The following is a 19,232-nucleotide window of genomic DNA, read 5'->3' on the forward strand; positions in this document are numbered from 1 at the left end:
GCTCGCGCCCGTGACCACCGTCAGCCCCGACAGCCGCCCGGTCGCCTCCGCCGCCCCCGCGGCGCCCGCGAATCTGCCGCTGCGCCAGCGCCCGATCGACATCCTGTTCATCGTCGTGTTCTCGCTGTTCATCGTCACGTGCGTGATCAGCGACGCGATCCCGACGCTCGGCATCCCGCAGACCGCGGACTCGCCGAACCTGCTCGCGCAGTGGAACTGGTGGTACTCGCACCAGTGGGATCCGCTCTACCAGGACCCCCCGCTGTGGCTGCGCTTCATCACGGGCACGAGCGCGTTCATCTACCTGCCGTTCTACGTGGTGCTCGTGGTCTGCCTGGTGAAGGGCGTCAACGGCATCCAGCTGTTCGCGGTCATCTACGCCACCATGATCATCAGCCTGACGGCGATCCCGATCTTCGGCGTCGAGTTCTTCGGCCCGGTGGGGCAGCGTACGCCGAACCCGGCGATGTTCCTGCTCTACAACGGCCCGTATGTGCTGTTCCCGCTGCTGCTGCTCATCCGGATGCGCAAGCCGCTCCCGTTCACCAGGAGGTTCTGAATGCCGCTGCTCGAAGATCTGACCGTCTACGAGGACGGCGACGACTACACGGTCTACGACCACACCGAGGTCCTGGAGCAGGACGCGGAGCTCGGCCGCGGGCGGCCGCTCGGCGTCATCCGCGCGCAGGCCGACGGCACGTACGTTCCGGAGGGTGTCGGCGCGGTCTTCACGTACACGCCGCCGGCGCGCACCCTGGACGAGGCGCTGGAGGCGTTCGTCGGGTCCGCCTGACGCCCTCGCTGCTCAGGCGGCCGGCTGCTTCGCGCCCAGCTCCAGCAGGCCGACGCCGCCGACCACGAGCACCAGCCCGACGATCTGTACCCACGTCAGCGGCTCTTTGAAGAACAGCCAGGAGATCAGCGCGATCGCCGCGACGCCGACGGCCGACCAGATCGCGTAGGCGATCCCGAGCGGGACGCCGCGGGCCAGCGTCTGACTGAGCGCGAAGAACGAGGCGACGTAGCCGACGACCACGACGACGTACGCCCACCATTTCGGGTCCTCGCCCGACGTGAACTTCAGGAAGGTCGTGGCGACGACCTCCGTGGCGATCGCGACGGCGAGGTAGACATAGCCCAGCATGAGACGCAACGCTACAGAGTGGAGGTGACGCGCGGATGGACAGCGGCGACACGGTACGGCAGCTGCGGATCGTGGTGGAGGCCGAGGACTACGACGAGGCCCTCGCCTTCTTCCGCGACGCGCTGGGCCTGGCCGAGCAGGAGGCGTATCAGGGCCAGGGCGGTGCGCGGGTCACGATCCTCGACGCCGGCCGCGCCACGCTCGAGCTCGCGAACCCGGCGCAGAAGGCGATGATCGACGAGGTGGAGGTCGGCCGCCCGGTCGCCCCGCACATCCGGCTGGCGTTCGAGGTCGGCGACGGCCGCGAGGTCACCGCCCGGCTGGTGGCGGCGGGCGCCGAGCAGCTCGCGCCGCCGACGGTCACGCCGTGGAACTCGCTCAACGCGCGGCTGGCGGCGCCCGCCGGGCTCCAGATCACGGTGTTCCAGGAGCTCGGGGGCGCCGCCGACTGATGGCGGGCCGACGCGCGGCGCTCAGCTCTTGGGCGTCGCCCGGCTGAGCGCGGCGTACCCGACGACCGCGGCCACCGCGGTCGGCACGAGCAGCCAGGCGACCACGCCGACCGGCCCCATCCGCACGAACCAGTCGCCGACCGCCGGCCAGCTCTGCGTGAGCGTGATCAGGGCGATCCCGCCGACGATGGCCAGCGTGAGGAGCGCGCCGGCGAACAGCACCCCGTACATCCGCCACCGCATGTACAGCGTCCCGGCGGCCGAGCCGACCGCGAAGAAGAACAGCATCCCGGCGAACACGATGAAGAGCCGGGAGAGCAGCCCGCCGTCGGCGACGTACACGGTCGTGAACATGTGCCCGCCGAGACCCCAGCCGTTCGTCCACTCCTCGATGTACGACAGCAGGGTGAACCCGACCGCCCATCCGGCCGACAGCAGCACGAAGGTGAGCCCGGCGCCGAGCGCGAAGTCGCGACGCGTCACGCTGTAGCCGAGGGCGAACGGGAACGTCAGGGTGACGACCTGGACGCCGACGACCAGCATGTAGACGAAGACGTAGAACGACGCGCCGCTCCACTGCGTGCCGTCCATCGCGTCCGCCCGGTCGGCCGGCACGGTCGCACCCCAGATGATCCACCAGATCAGCCAGTTCACCAGCCAGATGAATCCCATGATCATCGCGGGCAGCCAGATCGCCGTCGCCTTGTTGACGACGATGAGCCGGACCACGCGCCAGATGCGGCGGGCGGAGGCGGGGGCGGCGCTCAGGGTCGGCGCCGCCGATTCGGGGGTGATCGCGGTCATGCGCTCTGCTCGAATTCTGTCTCACGGACGTTGGTCTTGCGGATGATGAGCTGCTGGAGGGAGACCGGCGCGAGCTCGAGGCCGGCGCTCGCCGCCTCCGCCCGGTCGGCCGGGCCGAGGCCCGAGACGGTCACCGAGGCGAGTCCGCCGATGCCGTCGCGGTGCAGCACCTCGCGTGCGGCCACGAACGACTCGACCGCGGTGCGCGGGCCGACCACCGTGGTGGCCGAGCTGCGGAGCGTCTCCGCGTCCTCGTCCATCAGGATGCGGCCCTGGTCGATGACGACGACGTGCTCCAGGAGGTTGGCGACCTCGTCGATCAGGTGGGTGGAGAGCACGACGGTGCGGGGGTACTCGGCGTAGTCCTCGAGCAGCCGGTCGTAGAAGAGCTGCCTGGCCACGGCATCCAGCCCGAGGTAGGGCTCGTCGAAGAAGGTCAGCGGCGCGCGGGAGGCGAGCCCGACGATGACGCCGACCGCCGAGAGCTGCCCGCGGGAGAGCTTCTTGATGCGGCGGTTCAGCGGCACGCGGAACTCGTCGATCAGCTGCTCGGCGAACTCGGCGTCCCAGTGCTCGAAGAACCACGGCGCGCTGCGGAAGACGTGCTTGGGCTGCCAGTCGTCCGGATAGCGCTGGCTCTCCTTGATGAAGCAGATGTTCTGCAGCACGCGGGCGTTCTCGGTCGGCCTCTCGCCGAACACGCGGACCTCGCCGTGCGTCGCGAAGTCCTGCCCGGTGATGAGGTGCATCAGCGTCGTCTTGCCGGCGCCGTTGCGCCCGAGCAGGCCGTGGATGCGCCCGGGGCGCAGGGTGAGGGTCACGTCGTCGATCGCGGTGAACGATCCGAAGCGCTTGGTCAGCCCGGTGAGCTGCACCGCCGGGGCGATGGAGGCCGGAGCGACGCGGCCGTGGGCGGGGGAGGTCGATGGCGCGTTCATGCGCTGATGCCTTCCTTCTCGATCATGCTGGTGAGCTGGTCGGGGCCGATCCCGAGCTTCGCCGCCTCGGCGAGCAGGGGACGGAGGTACTCGTCGCGGAAGGCCTCTCGCCGTTTGGCGACGAGCTTCTCGCGAGCGCCGGTGGAGACGAACATTCCGATTCCTCGCTTCTTGTACAGGATCCCCTCGTCGACGAGGAGGTTGACGCCTTTTCCGGCCGTGGCCGGGTTGATGCGGTAGAAGGCCGCGAACTCGTTGGTGGACGGCACCTGACCCTCGGCGGGGTAGACCCCGTCGATGATGTCGTCCTCGATCTGCTCGGCGATCTGGACGAAGATCGGCTTGCCCTCGTCGATCACCGAAGCCTCGCCGTCAGCCTCGCTGGTTCATTACTCATGTAACTAACCAACCAGGTCGGCGGGGTGTCTGTCAAGAGGGATAGCCTGGCCGCATGGCCGACCTTCACGAGCTGACCGCGCTGGCCCTCTGGCAGGAGCTGCAGAGCGGCCGGGTCTCGCCGCGCGAGCTGACCGAGCACTACCTCGACCGGATCGAGCGGCTCAACCCGTCGATCGGCGCCTTCGTGACCGTCGACCGCGAGGCCGCGCTCGCCCGCGCCGACGAGGTCGCCGAGCAGGTTCCGCGCACCGCGCCGCTGTGGGGGCTGCCCTCCGGCGACAAGGACCTCTGGCAGCGCGCAGGCGCTCCTGCCGGATTCGGATCGCGGGCGCTCGCCGGGTTCGTCGCCGACACCAGCGACGAGATCGTGCGGACGCTCGACGCCGCGGGGACCGTGAGCCTGGGCCGGACCGCCGCCCCGGAGTTCGGCCTCCCCTCGTACACGGAGTCGCTCGCGAACCCGCCCGCCCGCAACCCGTGGGACCTCGGCCTCGGCGCCGGCGGGTCCAGCGGAGGCGCGGCGGCGGCGGTCGCAGGCGGCCTGCTGCCGTTCGCGCCCGGCTCCGACGGCGGCGGCTCCGTCCGCATCCCCGCCGCCGCGTGCGGGCTGGTCGGGCTGAAGCCGTCGCGCGGGCTCGTGCCGGCGGGCAGCGGCCTGGAGTCGCTCGGCGGGCTGGTCGTCGCCGGGCCGCTCGCGCGCACCACGGCCGACGCGGCCCTCCTGCTCGACGGCATCATCGCGCAGCGCAACGGCAGGATCGACCACCACTACACGCTGCGCGCGCCCTACGACGACGACGGCCCCTTCCTCGGCACGGCCGTGCGCGGGGAGGGGCGGTTCCAGCTCGGCGTGATGACGACCTCCGCCTGGGACGACGCCTACGACATCACCGTCTCGCCCGAGGCGCGCGCCGCGCTCGACGCCGCGGTCGAGGCCTTCAGCGCGATGGGGCACGGGATGGAGGAGACCGCGCTCGCGCCCGATCCGACCTACGCGCCCGCGTTCCGCACGCTCTGGCAGGCGGGCGCCGCCTCCATCCCGGTCGAGGGGGAGCAGCTCGACCTGCTGGAGCCCCTCACCTCGTGGCTGGTCCGCCGCGGACGCGAGCTGAGCGCCCGGGAGCTGGCGGAGGCGCTGCGCGCCCTGACCGCCTACGAGCGGTCGTTCATCGCCCAGCTCTCCGCCTACGACGCCGTGCTCACGCCGGCGCTCGCGCTGACCCCGCGACCGGTCGGCTGGTACGACCAGGAGGACGGGGAGCGCAACTTCGCGCAGCAGGTGCAGTACACGCCGTTCACCTCGATGGTGAACGTGACCGGGCTGCCCGCGATCGTGCTGCCGATCGCGCAGACCGACGACGGCCTCCCGATGGGCGTGCAGCTGATCGGCCGGCCCGGGGGCGAGCGCACGCTGCTCTCGCTCGGCGCGCAGCTGGAACGGCGGGTGCGGTGGGCCCAGCGGCGGCCGCCGGTCTGGTGAGCGCCGCGGGTTCGGATGGTGTGCGCGGCGACTCGGCTGGTGTGCGAGGCGGTGGCGCGCCGCTAGCATGCGGCGTGTGAGCGATCGGGAGGATTTCGGTCCGGCGCTCGACGAAGCGCTCGTGCTCGCCGAGCGATGGCTCGACGGGGTGCGCGAGGGGCGCATCCCGCCGCGGACCGACGTCGAGGCCGTGAAGGACGCCCTCGGCCGCCGGCTCCCCGAGCGCGGCCCCGATGCGGTCGAGGTCCTGCGGCGGATGGCCGACGCTGTCGAGCCCGGCCTGATCCGCATGCACTCGCCGCGCTTCCACGGCTGGGTCATCGGCGGCGCGGAGCCGGTCTCGCTGGGCGCCGACTGGCTCGTCTCGGCGTGGGACCAGAACACCGCCCTGCGCACGGTCACCCCCGGCGTCGTCGCCGCGGAGGAGCTCGCGGGCGAGTGGCTCATCGACCTGCTCGGGCTCCCCGCCGGTGCGGAGGTCGGCTTCGTCACGGGCGCCACCGTCGCCAACCTCGTGGGCCTGGTCTGCGGCCGCGACGAGGTGCTGCGGCGGGCCGACTGGGACGCGCGCACCGACGGCCTCGCCGGCGGCCCCGCCGTCCGCCTCCTCGTCGGCCGGGAGCGGCACGGCTCGGTGGACAGCGCCGCCATCCTCGCCGGGCTCGGCGCCGGCCGGGTGGTGGAGGTCGACGACCAGGGGCGGATGCGGGTCGACGCGCTGCGGGAGGCGCTCGCCGAGGGGGAGGGACCGGCGCTGGTGTGCCTGCAGGCGGGCAACATCCACTCGGGCGCCTTCGACCCGCTCGCCGAGGCGACCGCGGTCGCGCACGAGGCCGGCGCGTGGGTGCACGTGGACGGCGCGTTCGGGCTGTGGGCGGCGGCCTCCCCGCGGCTGCGGCACCTGGTCGAGGGCGTCGAGACGGCCGACTCGTGGGCGACCGACGCGCACAAGACGCTGAACGTCCCGTACGACTGCGGCATCGCGGCCGTCGCCCATCCGGACGCGCTGCACGCCTCCTTGGCGCAGCATGCGGCGTACCTCCCCGGCTCGATCGACATCGCCGACCCCGCCGACCGCGTGCCGGAGCTCTCGCGCCGGGCGCGCGGCGTCCCGGTGTACGCGACGCTGGCCCAGCTGGGACGCGCGGGGGTCGCGGCGCTGGTGGAGCAGCTCGCGGACGCGGCACGGGCCATCGCGGACGGGGTGGGCGCCCTGCCCGGCGCCGAGATCCTCAACGAGGTCGGCTACACCCAGGTCTGCGCGACGTTCGGCGACGACGACCGCACGCGGGCGGTCGGGGAGGCGCTGCGGGCCTCCGGCAGCGCGCTCGCCTCCCCGTCCACCTGGCACGGCCGCGCCGTCCTCCGCTTCTCGGTCAGCAACTGGCTGACCGACGCGCACGAGGCGGCCAGGACGGTCGCGGCGGTGAAGGCCGCGGTCGCGGCGGTCGGCTGACCCGCGGTCACCGCCCCGCCGCGTACCCCTGCATCCCGCGCGGGTTGGCCGCCGCCTGCAGCAGCCCGGTCGACGGGTCGCGCGTGACCGCGGACAGGCGGCCCAGCGTCCAGTCGCCCGCGCGCGTGACGCGGTGGCCGCGGGCCTCGAGCCCGGCGATCACGTCGTCGCCGAGGCGGTCCTCGACGACGGCGCCCGCCGGCTCCCAGGTGCGCGGCCAGAACGAGCCTGCGATCGCGGTGCTGTGCAGCGTCGGCGCGTCGATCGCCTGCTGGGGCGTGTAGCCGCCGACGATCGTCCGCAGCAGGTAGGGCAGCTGCCACTGGTCCTGCTGGTCGCCGCCCGGCGAGCCGACCGCCATGACGGGCGCGCCGTGGCGCAGCACCAGGGTCGGCGTCAGCGTCGTGCGCGGCCGCCGGCCCGGGGTCAGCGTGGCAAGGGAGCCCTCCTCCAGCCACGTCATCTGCAGCCGGGTGCCCAGGCAGAAGCCCAGGGAGGGGATGGTCGGCGACGACTGCAGCCAGCCTCCCGACGGCGTCGCCGACACGATGTTGCCCCAGCGGTCGACGACGTCGAGATGACAGGTGTCGCCGCGGGTCTCCCCGCTCCGGGAGACGGTCGGCTCGCCGACGCCTGCCGTCGCGGTGCCGGCCGGCGGCGTGTACGAGGTGCGCAGCGGCGGGAGGAACGGCTCGGCGCCCGGCACACGCCCGGGACGGAACTCGCCCGACGCCGTCTCGCCGATGAGCGCCCTCCGCTCGGCGGCGTACTCCGGCGAGAGGAGGTGGTCCAGCGGCACGTCCGCGTCGCCGTAGTACGCGTCCCGGTCGGCGTACGCGAGCTTCTGCGCCTCCAGGAGGGTGTGCGCGCCCCGCTCGGTGGCCGGGTCGAGCCGCTCGTCGTCGAAGCCGTCCAGGATGGCGAGGGTCTGCAGCAGCGCAGGACCCTGCCCCCAGGCGCCCGTCTTGGCGATGGTGTGCCCCCGGAACTCCAGCGTCACCGCCGGCTCGTACGAGGCGCGGAACGCCGCGAAGTCGTCCTCGGCGATCACGCCCGCGTGGTCGGTGCCGGGGGAGTGGCGGTGCGGCGTGCGGACGAAGGCGGCGGCCTCCCGTGCGACGAATCCGGCCGCCCACTCGGTGCGGGCGGCCTCGATGCGGTCCTCGCGCCTGGCCTCCGGCCCGAGGGCGTCGCCGGCCGCGATCAGCCGCGCGAGCACGTCCGCGTACGCCGGGTTGCGGACGATCTCGCCGGCCTCCGGCACGCGCCCGTCCGGCATCCACCGCTCGGCCGACGACGGCCAGTGCTGCGCGAACAGGTCGGACACGGCGCGGATGGTCGCGGACACCCGCTCCAGCACCGGGTGCCCGTCGCGCGCATATCCGATGGCGAACGACAGCGCGTCGGCGAGCTCCCACGTCCCGTGGTCCTTCAGCAGCAGCAGCCAGGCGTCGACCGCGCCCGGGACGGCCGCGGCCAGCGCGCCGGAGCCGGGGACCAGCTCCAGCCCCTCCGCCCGGTAGTGCTCGGGAGTCGCGGCCGCCGGCGCAGGGCCCTGCCCGGCCAGCACGACCGGCGTCGGGTCGTCGCCGCGGGCGAAGAGCGCGACGAGGTCGCCGCCAGGGCCGTTGAGGTGCGGTTCGACGACGTGCAGCACGAACGCCGTCGCGACGGCGGCGTCGAAGGCGGTCCCGCCGCGTTCCAGCACGGCCTGCCCGCTCGCCGTGGCGAGCCAGTGGGTGGAGGCGGTCATCCCGAAGGTGCCCTGCAGCGTCGGGCGCGTGGTGAAGGGCGGAGGCGACGTGAAGCTCATCCCTCCATCCTGCCCCGGCTAGGGTGGAGGACCGTGTCCGTCTCCCACCGCCTGGCCCGTGTCGACCGCGACCGGCTGCACCTCGCCCTGATGCTCGCCCTCACCTTCTCGACCGGGGTCGTCGACGCCGTCGGCTACCTCGGCCTCGACCGGGTCTTCACCGGCAACATGACCGGCAACGTCGTGCTGCTCGGCATGGCGCTCACCGGCACCACGAACCTCCCGATCGTCCGGCCGCTGCTCGCGCTGTTCTTCTTCCTCGCCGGCGCGGTGATCTCGGGCCGGGTGGTGCGCCGCGGGCCGGAGGGATGGTCGGGCGCGGTCTCGTGGATGCTCTGGGTGATCGCCGCGCTGCTCACCGCGATCGCGGCGGTGCTCGCGTTCCTGCTCCCGCTCGACCCGGAGCTGGTCGGCACCATCGCCACCTCGGCGCTCGGCTTCGCGATGGGGATGCAGGCGGCGCTCGCGCGGCGGGTGAAGGTGGCCGACGTCACGACGGTGGTGGTCACCTCGACCCTCACCGGCCTCGCGGCGGACAGCCGGCTCGCCGGAGGGAACGGCGCGTTCTGGGTGCGGCGCGCGCTCGCGGTCGTGCTGATCATGGCGGGCGCGGCCGCGGGGGCGCTCGCGCTGCTGGTGCACGTCTCGCTCGGCGTGCTGCTCTCGGCCGTCATCTCGATCGTCGTCGCGATCCTCGGGCACAGCGGCCACAGCGGCCGCCGGCGCGCGGCCGCGGAAGCGGAGCCTGCGGCGGCCTGACAGCGGCCGTTCGGTTCGCCGGCCCCTCAGTCCAGCAGCAGCTCAGTGCAGCGGCCCGCTCAGTCCAGCAGGCGCCGCAGGGCGGAGGGCGCCCGGTTGCGGTAGGCGTCGGTGACGAGCTCGCGCATGAGGGCGGGCTCGATGCGCGCGAAGTCGACCCGTGCCGCGTTCAGCCGGCCGGCGTACCAGCTCTCCGAGCAGTGCTCGGGCCACGCGGCCGCAGCCTCCCGGATCCCGGCCTCGCCCAGCATCAGGTTGACGGTGCCGGCCGCGGCGTCGAGCATGGTCGCGAACCGGGTGCCGCGCACGCGGAACGCCGGCAGGCCGCCGTGGTCGTACTCCTCGGCCTCCGGGAGGCCGAGGGCGAGCTCGCGGACGGCGGCGGCGTCCATTTGCGGCCTAGCTGACCGGGCCGGTGTACTTCTCGCCCGGGCCCTTGCCGATCTCGTCCGGGATGGGGGAGGCCTCGCGGAAGGCGAGCTGCAGCGACCGCAGGCCGTCGCGCAGGCTGCGCGCGTGCTGGTCGCCCAGGTGGGCGGCGCTCGCGGTCACGAGGCCGGCGAGGGCATCGATCAGCTTGCGCGCCTCGTCGAGGTCGGTCTGGGCGTCCGGATCGTCGGCGAGACCCGTCTTGACCGCGGCGGCGCTCATCAGGTGGACCGCCGTGGTCGTGATGACCTCGACCGCCGGCACCTCCGCGATGTCGCGCGTCGCGTCGGCGATCGCCGCCTCGTCGTCGTGGTCGTGCTCGCCGTTCTGGTCGGCGAAGGCGAAGGTGTCGCTCACTGCATTCCTCTGTTAGAATCGTTCGGGCTCCGGGGCTTCTGCTCCGGTACGAAAGTGGAGAATCCTCCCACCCGCGTTGACCGCTTCATCAAGGTTACCGGGTCGTTGCACTCCGCCGCCGCTCGTCACGAGCGGGGGTAGTCAGGGTGCTGTACCAGGCCTGCGAATGAATCGCAGGGCTGCGCTGGTGCGTGGATTCTCTCCTTTCGCTCGGGCGGTCACCGACCACCCGAGGCACATCGAAGCATCGCTCGATCAGAGGAGAAAGACATCAGCGATCCCCGTACGAATGACCGTATCCGCGTCCCCGAAGTTCGACTCGTCGGCCCCAGCGGAGAGCAGGTCGGCGTCGTCAAGATCGAGGTCGCACTGCGACTCGCGCAGGAGGCCGACCTCGACCTGGTCGAAGTCGCCCCCAACTCCAAGCCGCCCGTCGCCAAGATCATGGACTACGGCAAGTTCAAGTACGAGGCTGCGCAGAAGGCCAAGGAGGCCAGGCGCAACCAGGCGAACACCATCCTCAAAGAGGTGCGTTTCCGCCTCAAGATCGACAAGCACGACTACGAGACCAAGCGCAAGCGCGCCGAGGGCTTCCTGAAGTCCGGCGACAAGGTGAAGGCCATGATCCTCTTCCGCGGACGCGAGCAGTCGCGCCCGGAGCAGGGCGTGCGCCTGCTGCAGCGCTTTGCGGAGGATGTGGCCGAGCTCGGCACCGTCGAGTCCAACCCGACCATCGACGGTCGGAACATGGTCATGATCATCAGCCCGCTCAAGAACAAGTCCGAGGCCAAGCAAGAGGCCAACGCACAACGTGCCGCTTCCAAGGCGCGCGCCCAGGGGCGCGACCAGGAGGGGGCTGCTGCCGCAGACGACTCTGCGCAGTCCGACGAGAGTTCGCCCGCCCCGGCGACGAACGAGGAGAAGTAATGCCCAAGCAGAAGACCCACTCCGGCGCCAAGAAGCGCTTCAAGATCACCGGCAGCGGCAAGGTCATGAAGCAGCAGGCCGGTATGCGCCACAACCTCGAGGTCAAGGCCAGCGACCGCAAGCGCCGCCTCAACGCCGACCAGGTCGTTCCCGAGGTGGACGCCAAGGTCGTCCGCCGGATGCTCGGCAAGTAACAGACCCGCACACGTAAGGAAATCGACTAATGGCAAGAGTGAAGAGGGCGGTCAACGCCCACAAGAAGCGTCGGGTCATCCTCGAGCGCGCCGAGGGCTACCGCGGCCAGCGTTCGCGTCTCTACCGCAAGGCGAAGGAGCAGGTCACCCACTCGCTCGTCTACGCGTACCGCGACCGTCGCCAGAAGAAGGGCGACTTCCGCCGCCTCTGGATCCAGCGGATCAACGCCGCGAGCCGCCAGAACGGCCTCACCTACAACCGCTTCATCCAGGGCCTCGGCCTCGCGGGTGTCGAGGTGGACCGTCGCATCCTCGCCGACCTGGCCGTGAACGAGCCCGCGACCTTCGCGGCCCTCGTCGAGACCGCCAAGGCTGCCCTCCCGGCCGACACCTCGGCCCCGAAGGCCGACGCCGCCGCGTAAGCGCCTGCGAACACGGGAACGGCCCGGACGACCTCGCGTCGTCGGGGCCGTTCGTCGTCTCCGCCGTGCCCGATCGAGTTGTCACGACACGCCGCCTCCGCCCGACCGGAGACGGCGTGTCGTGACAAGTGGATGGCGTCAGTCGTCGGCGCCGTGGCCGCCGTGGCGGCCGTGGTCGTCGCCGACGTCGTGGGTGGCGGGGTCGTCCGCGCCGTGGTCGTCGCCGACGTCGTGGGTGGCGGGGTCGTCCGCGCCGTGGTCGTCGCCGACGTCGTGGGTGGCGGGGTCGTCCGCGCCGTGGCTTCCCGAGCCGCGGTCGTCCACGCCGGGCACGGCGGTCGACGCCGGGATGCTGTCGGGCGTGGGCCGCGGGGACGGCGTCGCGGGCGCGGGCGTCGTGGCCGGCGCCTCCACCCGGTCGTCCACCTTCGGCGGGTCGTCGCTGCCTCCGCCGGTCGCCGCCACCGCGCTCGCGGTGCCGACGCCCAGCGCGAGCACCGCCGCCCCGGCCATCAGCGTCATCCTGAGTCGTCTCTCCATCGTCCGCCTCCTTCGCGTTATGGATGACACGAAGCCGGAGCCCGAATCGATCAATCGCCGCCGGAGCCCGCCGCCCACTACTCTGGTCGCATGCTCGACAACCCGCGCTCGCCGCGCGTCCGCGCTGTCGCCAAGCTCGCCAAGCGGCCGGCCCGCTCCGAGACCGGACTGTTCCTCCTTGAGGGTCCGCAGGCCGTCGCCGAGGCCCTCCAGTATCGGCCGGAGCTCGTCGTCGAGCTGTACGCGACGCCGACCGCGCTGGAGCGCTACACCGACATCGCGCAGACCGCCGTGGAGGCGGGAGTCGACGTCGAGTTCGTCACCGAGCAGGTCCTCGACGCGATGGCCGACACGGTCACCCCGCAGGGCTTCGTCTCGGTGTGCCGCCAGTTCCCGACCTCGGTGAAGGACATCTTCGCCTCCTCGCCCCGGCTGGTCGCCGTGCTGGAGGAGGTGCGCGACCCCGGCAACGCCGGCACGATCATCCGCGCGGCCGACTCCGCCGGCGCCGACGCCGTGGTCCTCACCGGCCGCACGGTCGACCTGTACAACCCGAAGGTGGTCCGCTCCACCACGGGCTCGCTGTTCCACGTGCCGGTCGCGGTCGGCGCCGACCTCTCCGACGTGGTCGGGCGGGCCCACTCCGCCGGGCTGCAGGTGCTCGCCGCCGACATCAAGGGCGATGACCTCCTCGACGCCCGCCAGGAGGGGAGGCTCGCGCAGCCCACCGCCTGGGTCTTCGGCAACGAGGCGCACGGCCTCGCCGACGAGCTGCTGGAGCTCGTGGACCGCGTCGTCACCGTCCCGATCTACGGCCAGGCGGAGTCGATGAACCTGGCGACCGCCGCCTCCGTCTGCCTCTACGAGTCGGCCTTCGCCCACCGCTCCTGACGACACCCTCGCCGAGTACGCGGAAAGTCGCCCGCAAACCGCCGAGTACGCAGAGGATCCGCGTACTCGCGGGTTGCCCACGCCGGGGGATGCGGAGGGGCGGGCCCGACTAGACTGGGGAACCGTGTCCGAACCCACTGAGATCACCGAGAGCGCGGTCGAGGCGGCCGTCGCCGCGGCCCTGGCCGCCATCGACGCCGCGCAGGATTCGGCGGCGCTGAAGGCCGTCCGTCACGACCACACCGCGGAGGGCTCGCCGCTCGCCGTGCTGAACGCCTCCATCCGCAACCTCCCCAACGACCAGAAGGCCGGCGCGGGCAAGCTCGTCGGCGCCGCGCGCGGGCGGGTCACCCAGGCCTTCGCGGCGAAGGAGGCGGCCATCGCCGTCGCCGAGGAGGCCGCGCAGCTCACCGCCGAGACGGTCGACGTCACCGCGCTGCCGAGCCGCTGGACGCCCGGCGCCCGGCATCCGCTCAGCCTGCTCCAGGAGCGCATCGGCGACATCTTCGTCGGTATGGGCTGGGAGCTCGCGGAGGGCCCCGAGCTCGAGAGCGAGTGGTACAACTTCGACGCGCTCAACTTCGACGCCGACCACCCGGCGCGTGCGATGCAGGACACCTTCTTCGTCGAGCCCACCGACTCCCACCTCGTGCTGCGCACCCACACCTCGCCCGTGCAGCTGCGCGCGCTGCTCGGCAACGAGCTGCCGGTGTACCGGGTCGCGCCCGGCCGTGTGTTCCGCACCGACGAGTTCGACGCGACGCACCTCCCCGTGTTCACCCAGATCGAGGGCATCGCGGTCGACAGGGGCCTCACGATGGCGCACCTGCGCGGCACGCTCGACCACTTCGTGAAGACGCTCTTCGGCGAGGACGCCAAGGTGCGCCTGCGCCCCAACTACTTCCCGTTCACCGAGCCGAGCGCCGAGCTCGACCTGTGGCACCCGACCTTCAAGGGCGGCGCGCGGTGGATCGAGTGGGGCGGCTGCGGCATGATCAACCCCAACGTGCTCCGCTCGGCGGGCATCGACCCCGACGAGTACTCGGGCTTCGCGTTCGGGATGGGCGTCGAGCGGGCGCTGATGTTCCGCAACGACGTCAAAGACATGCGAGACATGGCCGAGGGCGATGTCCGGTTCTCCCAGCAGTTCGGAATGGTGGTCTGATGCGCGTCCCCCTGAGTTGGCTCGGCGAGTACGTCGACCTCGCTCCCGGCACGACGGCCGACGAGGTGCACGCCGCCCTCGTGGCGGTCGGCCTCGAGGAGGAGGACGTCCACACCTTCGAGATCTCCGGGCCGGTCGTCGTCGGCCAGGTGCTGGAGTTCGAGGAGGAGCCGCAGAGCAACGGCAAGACCATCCGCTGGTGCCAGGTGCGCGTCGCACCCGACGGCCAGACCGCGGCCGACGGAGGGGAGGCCGTCCGCGGCATCGTCTGTGGCGCCCGCAACTTCGAGCGCGGCGACAAGGTCGTCGTGACCCTGCCCGGCTCGGTGCTGCCCGGCCCGTTCCCGATCGCCGCGCGCAAGACGTACGGCCACATCTCGGACGGGATGATCGCCTCCGCGCGCGAGCTCGGCCTCGGCGAGGACCACGCGGGCATCCTGCGCCTGGTCACCCTCGGCCTCGACCCCGAGGTCGGCACCGACGCGGTGTCGCTGCTGGGCCTCGACGACACGGCGGTGGAGGTCAACGTCACCCCGGACCGCGGCTACGCCTTCTCGATCCGCGGCATCGCCCGGGAGTACTCGCATGCCACGGGCGCGGCCTTCCGCGACCCTGCCGAGGCCGTCACCGTCTACCCGGCGGGCGAGCACGCGCACGGCTTCAGCGTCGCGGTGGACGACCGCGCGCCGATCCGCGGCCGCGTCGGCGCGAGCGTCTTCGTGACCCGCGTCGTCCGCGACGTCGACGGCACCCGGCCCACCCCGCCGTGGATGGTCGCCCGGCTCAAGCTCGCCGGCATCCGCTCGATCTCGCTCATCGTCGACATCACCAACTACGTGATGCTCGAGCTCGGCCAGCCGATCCACGGCTACGACCTCGACAAGCTCGACGGCGGCATCGTCGTCCGGCGCGCGCACCCGGGCGAGACGCTGGTCACGCTCGACGACCAGACCCGTGCGCTGCACGAGGAGGACCTCCTCATCACCGACGGCTCGGGGGCCATCGGCCTCGCCGGCGTCATGGGCGGCGCCTCCACCGAGATCACCGGCGAGACGCGCAACGTGCTCATCGAGGCCGCGAACTTCGACCCGGTGTCGATCGCCCGCACGGCCCGCCGGCACAAGCTGCCCAGCGAGGCGTCCAAGCGCTTCGAGCGCGGCGTCGACCCCCGCGTGGCGGTCGCCGCGGCGGCCCGCGTCGTCCAGCTGCTGGAGCAGCTCGCCGGCGGCCACGCCGACGAGCTCGGCTCGCTGCACGACACGGCCGCCGAGGCCGAGCCGATCCTCCTCCCTGCGTCGTACATCCCGTCGCTCATCGGCGTCGACTTCACCGACGACGAGGTGCGCGGAGCGCTCGCCGAGATCGGCGGCACCGTCGTCGACGCGGAGGGCGGGCTGCTCGTCACACCGCCGAGCTGGCGCCCCGACCTCACCGACAAGTCCGACCTCGCCGAGGAGGTCGCCCGCATCGTCGGCTACGACCGCATCCCCTCGGTGCTCCCGGTCGCCCCGCCCGGCCGCGGTCTCAGCCGCGAGCAGAAGCTGCGCCGCTCGGTGGCGCAGGCGCTCGCGGCCGGGGGCGCGACGGAGGTGCTCGCCTTCCCGTTCGTCTCGGAGGCGCAGAACGACCGCTTCGGCTCGCCCGATGAGGGCGGCGTGCCGGCCGTGAAGCTCGCCAACCCGCTCGATGCGACCGCGCCCTACCTGCGCACGTCGCTCCTCCCCGGGCTGCTGGAGGTCGCCAAGCGCAACCTCGCCCGCGGCCTCGTCGACCTCTCGGTGTACGAGATCGGCACGGTGTTCCTGCCCTCCGGCTCGCCGCTGGGGAGCGCCGAGCTCCCGGCCGGCGTCGCCCTGCCGAGCCAGGAGACGCTCGCCGCGCTCAACGCGGGCATCCCGCGGCAGCCGCGGCACCTCGCCGGGCTCGTCGTCGGCCATCCGGTGCTCAAGCAGCCCGGTCAGGAGGCGGTGCCCGCCGGCCTCGCCGACGCGCTGACCATGGTCAGGCAGACGGCCACGGCCCTCGGCCTCGCGGTCGAGCCGGTGCAGGGCCGCCACCAGGCGCTGCACCCGGGACGCACCGCGCAGCTGGTCGCCCGCGGTGCGGACGGCGCGGCGACGGTCGTCGGTCATGCCGGCGAGTTGCTCCCCGCCCTCGCGCACGAGCTGGACCTGCCGCGCGTCGTCGCGGTGTTCGAGCTCGACCTCGACGCGCTCATCGCGGTCGCGCCCGCCGACATCGTCGCGCGCGTCATCGCCGGGTTCCCGGCGGCGACGCAGGACCTGTCGCTCGTCGTCCCGGAGGACGTGCCGGCGGGGGAGGTGCTGGTCGCGGTCCGCGACGGCGCCGGCCCGCTGCTCGAGGACATCCGCCTGGTCGACGACTACCGCGGCACCGGACTGCCCGACCGGCGCAAGTCGCTCACCTTCGCCCTCCGCTTCCGCGCCGAGGACCGCACGCTGACGGCGGCCGAGGCGAGCGAGGCGAAGCTGGCCGGCGCGGCGAAGGCCGCGGAGCGCTTCGGAGCGACCGTCCGCGAGTGACCGTCACGCATCCAGGGGTCCCGGCACGCCGCACCGCACCACGTGCGGACGGCGTGCCGGGGCCCCTGTGCGTTCGGCGTCGGCGTGTTCGGCATCCGCGCGATTTGGCGGCGCACCCGGCGGGCGCGCTAGGGTTGACGCATGCTTTCCGTCCGGTGCACCCCGAGCCCGCGCGCGGCCCTCGCCGCCCGCTCGCTGCGCCGACGCCTGCGCGACCGCCGAAGCTAGGCGGCGCTCTGGCGACCCTGTACGGGGCCGGGTGGGCGTCGCCGTCGCCGACGCACTGTCCACTCTGAAAAGGGAGAAGCATGACTTTCTCGGTCGCCGTCGCCGGTGCCTCCGGGTACGCGGGAGGCGAGCTGCTGCGCATCCTCGCCGGGCACCCCGACTTCGAGATCCGCACCGTCACCGCGCACTCGAACGCGGGCAGCCCGCTGATCGAGCACCAGCCGCACCTGCGCTCGCTCGCGCACCTGACGCTCGCCGAGTCCACGCCGGAGAACCTGGCCGGGCACGACGTCGTCTTCCTGGCCCTGCCGCACGGGCGCTCGGGCGAGATCGCGGCGCAGCTGCCCGCCGACACGCTCGTCATCGACTGCGGCGCCGACCACCGCCTCGAGGACCCGGCCGACTGGGCCGCCTTCTACGGCGGCGAGCACTTCGGCTCCTGGGCGTACGGCGTACCGGAGCTGATCGTCGGCGGTGAGCCCGGCAGCCCGGTCAAGCAGCGCGAGCGGCTCGCCGGCGCCACGCGGATCGCCGCCCCCGGCTGCAACGCGAGCGCCATCTCGCTCGCGCTCGGCCCCGGCATCCACGCCGGGGTCATCGAGGAGCAGGACATCGTCGCCGTGCTGGCCGTCGGCCCGTCGGGCGCGGGCAAGAGCCTCAAGACCATGTACCTCGCGAGCGAGATCCTCGGCTCCGCCAACCCGTACGCCGTCGGCGGCACGCACCGGCACATCCCCGAGATCCAGCAGAACCTCCGCAAGGCCGGCGCGACGGCGCCGACTGTGTCGTTCACGCCGGTGCTCGTGCCGATGGCCCGCGGCATCCTCGCCACCTCCACCGCCCGGGTGAAGCCGGGGGTCACTGCCGCCCAGTTGCAGGAGACGTGGGAGGAGGCCTACGCGGGCGAGCCGTTCGTGCAGGTGCTGCCCGCCGGCTCCGTCCCGCGGAGCGCCGATGTGCTCGGTGCGAACACCGTGCTGATCGGAATCGCCCTCGACGAGGCGGCCGGGCGGGTCGTCACGGTGCTCGCGATCGACAATCTGTACAAGGGAACCGCGGGCGCCGCCATCCAGTCCGCGAACATCGCCCTCGGCCTCCCCGAGACCGCGGGCCTGAACGTGAACGGAGTCGCGCCGTGAGTGTGACCGCAGCATCAGGGTTCGAGGCGGCGGGCGTCGCCGCCGGGCTCAAGTCGAGCGGGAAGCGCGACCTGGCGCTCGTGCGCAACACCGGTCCGCTGACCGCCGCCGCGGCCGTCTTCACGACCAACCGCTGCAAGGCCAACCCGGTGCTGTGGAGCGAGCAGGTCATCGCCGACGGCGTCGTCTCGGCCATCGTGCTGAACTCCGGCGGCGCCAACTGCTACACCGGCGCGCAGGGCTTCCAGACCACGCACGCCACCGCGGAGGCCGTCGCCGACCGGCTCGGCGTCTCCGCCGGGGACGTGCTCGTGTGCTCCACCGGCCTGATCGGGGAGCAGCTCGACCTCGCGAAGCTCACCGCCGGGGTCGAGGAGGCCGCGGCCGGGCTGGCCGCGGACGCGGGTCTCCACGCCGCCGAGGCGATCATGACGACCGACACCCGCCCCAAGGAGGCCGCGCACCGCGACCCCGCCGGCTGGACGGTCGGCGGCATGGCGAAGGGCGCCGGCATGCTCGCGCCGGGCCTCGCGACCATGCTCGTCGTGCTGACGACCGACGCGGTGCTCGATGCGGAGGCGCTGGATGCGGCCCTGCGCGCCGCGACCCGCGTCACGTTCGACCGGCTCGACTCCGACGGCTGCATGTCGACCAACGACACGGTCGCGCTGCTGGCGTCGGGCGCGAGCGGCGTGACCCCGGACGAGGCGGAGTTCCGGCTCGCGGTCACCGCGGTCTGCCGCGACCTCGCGGAGCAGCTGCAGGCCGACGCGGAAGGCGCCTCCCACGACATCGCGATCGAGGTCGTGAACGCGCGCGATGAGGAGGACGCGGTCGCCGTCGGCCGTGCCGTCTCGCGCAGCAACCTGTTCAAGGCCGCCATCTTCGGCAACGACCCCAACTGGGGCCGGGTGCTCGCCGCCGTCGGCACGACCGACGCCGCCTTCGACCCGTACGGCATCGACGTCGCGATCAACGGCGTGCAGGTGTGCACGGCGGGGGAGCCGGACCAGCCGCGCGACCTCGTCGACCTCACGCCGCGCGCGGTGCACGTGCTCATCGACCTGCACGCGGGCGAGGCGACGGCGACCATCCTCACCAACGACCTGACCCACGACTACGTGCACGAGAACAGTGCCTACGCCAGCTGAG

Annotated in this window: 22 protein-coding genes; 14 read left to right on the forward strand and 8 right to left on the reverse strand. The window is 72.8% G+C overall.

Annotation, left to right across the window (positions count from 1 at the left end; genetic code table 11):
• Positions 1-10: 10 nt before the first annotated feature.
• Both ACR9ZG_RS01665 and ACR9ZG_RS01670 read left to right on the forward strand, forming a co-directional pair.
• Positions 11-559: an EXPERA domain-containing protein gene (locus ACR9ZG_RS01665; RefSeq protein ID WP_481283083.1), complete on the forward strand. Its 549-nt coding sequence runs from the start codon at positions 11-13 to the stop codon at positions 557-559.
• Positions 560-793: a hypothetical protein gene (locus ACR9ZG_RS01670; protein WP_481283084.1), complete on the forward strand. Its 234-nt coding sequence runs from the start codon at positions 560-562 to the stop codon at positions 791-793.
• Positions 794-805: 12 nt separating this feature from the next.
• On the opposite strand, the gene ACR9ZG_RS01675 is transcribed toward ACR9ZG_RS01670, so the two are convergent.
• Entirely contained in the window at positions 806-1,153 is a 348-nt protein-coding gene (locus tag ACR9ZG_RS01675; RefSeq protein ID WP_481283085.1) for a DMT family transporter, read from the reverse strand.
• Between the two features lie 26 nt (positions 1,154-1,179).
• Here ACR9ZG_RS01675 and ACR9ZG_RS01680 point away from each other — a divergent pair, with 26 nt between their 5' ends.
• On the forward strand, positions 1,180-1,596 hold the full coding sequence (locus ACR9ZG_RS01680) for a VOC family protein (protein WP_481283086.1): 417 nt from the start codon (positions 1,180-1,182) through the stop codon (positions 1,594-1,596).
• A gap of 21 nt (positions 1,597-1,617) precedes the next feature.
• Here ACR9ZG_RS01680 and ACR9ZG_RS01685 read toward each other — a convergent pair whose 3' ends face one another.
• The 3 genes from ACR9ZG_RS01685 to ACR9ZG_RS01695 are packed head-to-tail and all read right to left on the reverse strand — an operon-like array spanning position 1,618 to position 3,697.
• The gene (locus tag ACR9ZG_RS01685; protein ID WP_481283087.1) at positions 1,618-2,400 is read right to left on the reverse strand and encodes a hypothetical protein; all 783 of its coding nucleotides are present in this window, start codon (positions 2,398-2,400) and stop codon (positions 1,618-1,620) included.
• The gene (locus ACR9ZG_RS01690; RefSeq protein WP_481283088.1) at positions 2,397-3,338 is read right to left on the reverse strand and encodes an ABC transporter ATP-binding protein; all 942 of its coding nucleotides are present in this window, start codon (positions 3,336-3,338) and stop codon (positions 2,397-2,399) included. Before ACR9ZG_RS01690 ends, ACR9ZG_RS01685 begins: the two co-directional genes overlap by 4 nt.
• Positions 3,335-3,697 (reverse strand): GntR family transcriptional regulator, encoded by a 363-nt coding sequence (locus ACR9ZG_RS01695; protein ID WP_301210928.1) that lies wholly within the window; start codon positions 3,695-3,697, stop codon positions 3,335-3,337. The genes ACR9ZG_RS01690 and ACR9ZG_RS01695 overlap by 4 nt, the downstream gene beginning before the upstream one ends.
• Before the next feature lie 92 nt (positions 3,698-3,789).
• Between ACR9ZG_RS01695 and ACR9ZG_RS01700 the strand changes: the two genes are divergently transcribed.
• Positions 3,790-5,217 (forward strand): amidase, encoded by a 1,428-nt coding sequence (locus ACR9ZG_RS01700; RefSeq protein ID WP_481283089.1) that lies wholly within the window; start codon positions 3,790-3,792, stop codon positions 5,215-5,217.
• A gap of 76 nt (positions 5,218-5,293) precedes the next feature.
• A complete protein-coding gene (locus ACR9ZG_RS01705; protein ID WP_481283090.1) occupies positions 5,294-6,673 on the forward strand; it encodes a pyridoxal phosphate-dependent decarboxylase family protein in 1,380 nt (459 codons plus the stop codon).
• 7 nt (positions 6,674-6,680) lie between these two features.
• Here the strand turns inward: ACR9ZG_RS01705 and ACR9ZG_RS01710 are convergent, their stop codons facing one another.
• A complete protein-coding gene (locus tag ACR9ZG_RS01710) occupies positions 6,681-8,486 on the reverse strand; it encodes a gamma-glutamyltransferase family protein (protein WP_481283091.1) in 1,806 nt (601 codons plus the stop codon).
• A 90-nt stretch (positions 8,487-8,576) separates the two neighbouring features.
• On the opposite strand from ACR9ZG_RS01710, the gene ACR9ZG_RS01715 reads away from it, so the two are divergent.
• Positions 8,577-9,245 (forward strand): YoaK family protein, encoded by a 669-nt coding sequence (locus ACR9ZG_RS01715; protein WP_481283129.1) that lies wholly within the window; start codon positions 8,577-8,579, stop codon positions 9,243-9,245.
• Between the two features lie 59 nt (positions 9,246-9,304).
• On the opposite strand, the gene ACR9ZG_RS01720 is transcribed toward ACR9ZG_RS01715, so the two are convergent.
• Positions 9,305-9,637, reverse strand: a complete 333-nt coding sequence (locus tag ACR9ZG_RS01720; RefSeq protein WP_481283092.1) for an MmcQ/YjbR family DNA-binding protein — start codon at positions 9,635-9,637, stop codon at positions 9,305-9,307.
• 7 nt (positions 9,638-9,644) lie between these two features.
• On the reverse strand, positions 9,645-9,968 hold the full coding sequence (locus ACR9ZG_RS01725) for a DUF1844 domain-containing protein (RefSeq protein WP_481283130.1): 324 nt from the start codon (positions 9,966-9,968) through the stop codon (positions 9,645-9,647).
• 333 nt (positions 9,969-10,301) lie between these two features.
• On the opposite strand from ACR9ZG_RS01725, the gene infC reads away from it, so the two are divergent.
• Genes infC through rplT form a run of 3 tightly spaced genes read left to right on the forward strand, consistent with a single transcriptional unit; the run spans position 10,302 to position 11,574 of the window.
• Positions 10,302-10,958, forward strand: coding sequence for a translation initiation factor IF-3 (gene infC, locus ACR9ZG_RS01730; RefSeq protein ID WP_481283131.1), 657 nt, complete (start codon positions 10,302-10,304; stop codon positions 10,956-10,958).
• The gene (rpmI, locus tag ACR9ZG_RS01735; RefSeq protein ID WP_021755651.1) at positions 10,958-11,152 is read left to right on the forward strand and encodes a 50S ribosomal protein L35; all 195 of its coding nucleotides are present in this window, start codon (positions 10,958-10,960) and stop codon (positions 11,150-11,152) included. The genes infC and rpmI overlap by 1 nt, the downstream gene beginning before the upstream one ends.
• 29 nt (positions 11,153-11,181) lie before the next feature.
• Positions 11,182-11,574: a 50S ribosomal protein L20 gene (gene rplT / locus ACR9ZG_RS01740; protein WP_301210916.1), complete on the forward strand. Its 393-nt coding sequence runs from the start codon at positions 11,182-11,184 to the stop codon at positions 11,572-11,574.
• A 138-nt stretch (positions 11,575-11,712) separates the two neighbouring features.
• Here the strand turns inward: rplT and ACR9ZG_RS01745 are convergent, their stop codons facing one another.
• Positions 11,713-12,114 carry a hypothetical protein gene (locus ACR9ZG_RS01745; protein ID WP_481283093.1) on the reverse strand — a complete coding sequence of 134 codons (402 nt, stop codon included), beginning with the start codon at positions 12,112-12,114 and terminating at the stop codon, positions 11,713-11,715.
• Between the two features lie 90 nt (positions 12,115-12,204).
• Here ACR9ZG_RS01745 and ACR9ZG_RS01750 point away from each other — a divergent pair, with 90 nt between their 5' ends.
• The 5 genes from ACR9ZG_RS01750 to argJ all read left to right on the forward strand — a co-directional run bounded on the left by ACR9ZG_RS01750 (position 12,205) and on the right by argJ (position 19,231).
• Positions 12,205-13,005: a TrmH family RNA methyltransferase gene (locus tag ACR9ZG_RS01750; protein WP_481283094.1), complete on the forward strand. Its 801-nt coding sequence runs from the start codon at positions 12,205-12,207 to the stop codon at positions 13,003-13,005.
• 124 nt (positions 13,006-13,129) lie between these two features.
• The gene (pheS, locus tag ACR9ZG_RS01755) at positions 13,130-14,170 is read left to right on the forward strand and encodes a phenylalanine--tRNA ligase subunit alpha (protein WP_481283095.1); all 1,041 of its coding nucleotides are present in this window, start codon (positions 13,130-13,132) and stop codon (positions 14,168-14,170) included.
• On the forward strand, positions 14,170-16,713 hold the full coding sequence (gene pheT / locus ACR9ZG_RS01760; protein WP_481283096.1) for a phenylalanine--tRNA ligase subunit beta: 2,544 nt from the start codon (positions 14,170-14,172) through the stop codon (positions 16,711-16,713). The genes pheS and pheT overlap by 1 nt, the downstream gene beginning before the upstream one ends.
• A 308-nt stretch (positions 16,714-17,021) precedes the next feature.
• Positions 17,022-18,080: an N-acetyl-gamma-glutamyl-phosphate reductase gene (argC, locus tag ACR9ZG_RS01765; RefSeq protein WP_481283097.1), complete on the forward strand. Its 1,059-nt coding sequence runs from the start codon at positions 17,022-17,024 to the stop codon at positions 18,078-18,080.
• Positions 18,077-19,231 carry a bifunctional glutamate N-acetyltransferase/amino-acid acetyltransferase ArgJ gene (argJ, locus tag ACR9ZG_RS01770; RefSeq protein ID WP_481283098.1) on the forward strand — a complete coding sequence of 385 codons (1,155 nt, stop codon included), beginning with the start codon at positions 18,077-18,079 and terminating at the stop codon, positions 19,229-19,231. Before argC ends, argJ begins: the two co-directional genes overlap by 4 nt.
• The last annotated feature ends 1 nt before the right edge of the window (position 19,232 follow it).

The organism is Leifsonia sp. KNZ12-8B, from assembly GCF_056755495.1.

What these genes read in the sequence shown, in the direction of transcription:
- ACR9ZG_RS01670 (WP_481283084.1), top strand. Translation starts at nt 560, where the DNA reads ATGCCGCTGCTCGAAGATCTGACCGTCTACGAGGACGGCGACGACTAC.
- ACR9ZG_RS01680 (WP_481283086.1), top strand. Translation starts at nt 1,180, where the DNA reads ATGGACAGCGGCGACACGGTACGGCAGCTGCGGATCGTGGTGGAGGCC.
- ACR9ZG_RS01685 (WP_481283087.1), bottom strand. Translation starts at nt 2,400, where the DNA reads ATGACCGCGATCACCCCCGAATCGGCGGCGCCGACCCTGAGCGCCGCC.
- ACR9ZG_RS01690 (WP_481283088.1), bottom strand. Translation starts at nt 3,338, where the DNA reads ATGAACGCGCCATCGACCTCCCCCGCCCACGGCCGCGTCGCTCCGGCC.
- ACR9ZG_RS01700 (WP_481283089.1), top strand. Translation starts at nt 3,790, where the DNA reads ATGGCCGACCTTCACGAGCTGACCGCGCTGGCCCTCTGGCAGGAGCTG.
- ACR9ZG_RS01710 (WP_481283091.1), bottom strand. Translation starts at nt 8,486, where the DNA reads ATGAGCTTCACGTCGCCTCCGCCCTTCACCACGCGCCCGACGCTGCAG.
- ACR9ZG_RS01715 (WP_481283129.1), top strand. Translation starts at nt 8,577, where the DNA reads ATGCTCGCCCTCACCTTCTCGACCGGGGTCGTCGACGCCGTCGGCTAC.
- ACR9ZG_RS01720 (WP_481283092.1), bottom strand. Translation starts at nt 9,637, where the DNA reads ATGGACGCCGCCGCCGTCCGCGAGCTCGCCCTCGGCCTCCCGGAGGCC.
- rpmI (WP_021755651.1), top strand. Translation starts at nt 10,958, where the DNA reads ATGCCCAAGCAGAAGACCCACTCCGGCGCCAAGAAGCGCTTCAAGATC.
- rplT (WP_301210916.1), top strand. Translation starts at nt 11,182, where the DNA reads ATGGCAAGAGTGAAGAGGGCGGTCAACGCCCACAAGAAGCGTCGGGTC.
- ACR9ZG_RS01745 (WP_481283093.1), bottom strand. Translation starts at nt 12,114, where the DNA reads ATGGAGAGACGACTCAGGATGACGCTGATGGCCGGGGCGGCGGTGCTC.
- ACR9ZG_RS01750 (WP_481283094.1), top strand. Translation starts at nt 12,205, where the DNA reads ATGCTCGACAACCCGCGCTCGCCGCGCGTCCGCGCTGTCGCCAAGCTC.
- pheT (WP_481283096.1), top strand. Translation starts at nt 14,170, where the DNA reads ATGCGCGTCCCCCTGAGTTGGCTCGGCGAGTACGTCGACCTCGCTCCC.
- argC (WP_481283097.1), top strand. Translation starts at nt 17,022, where the DNA reads ATGACTTTCTCGGTCGCCGTCGCCGGTGCCTCCGGGTACGCGGGAGGC.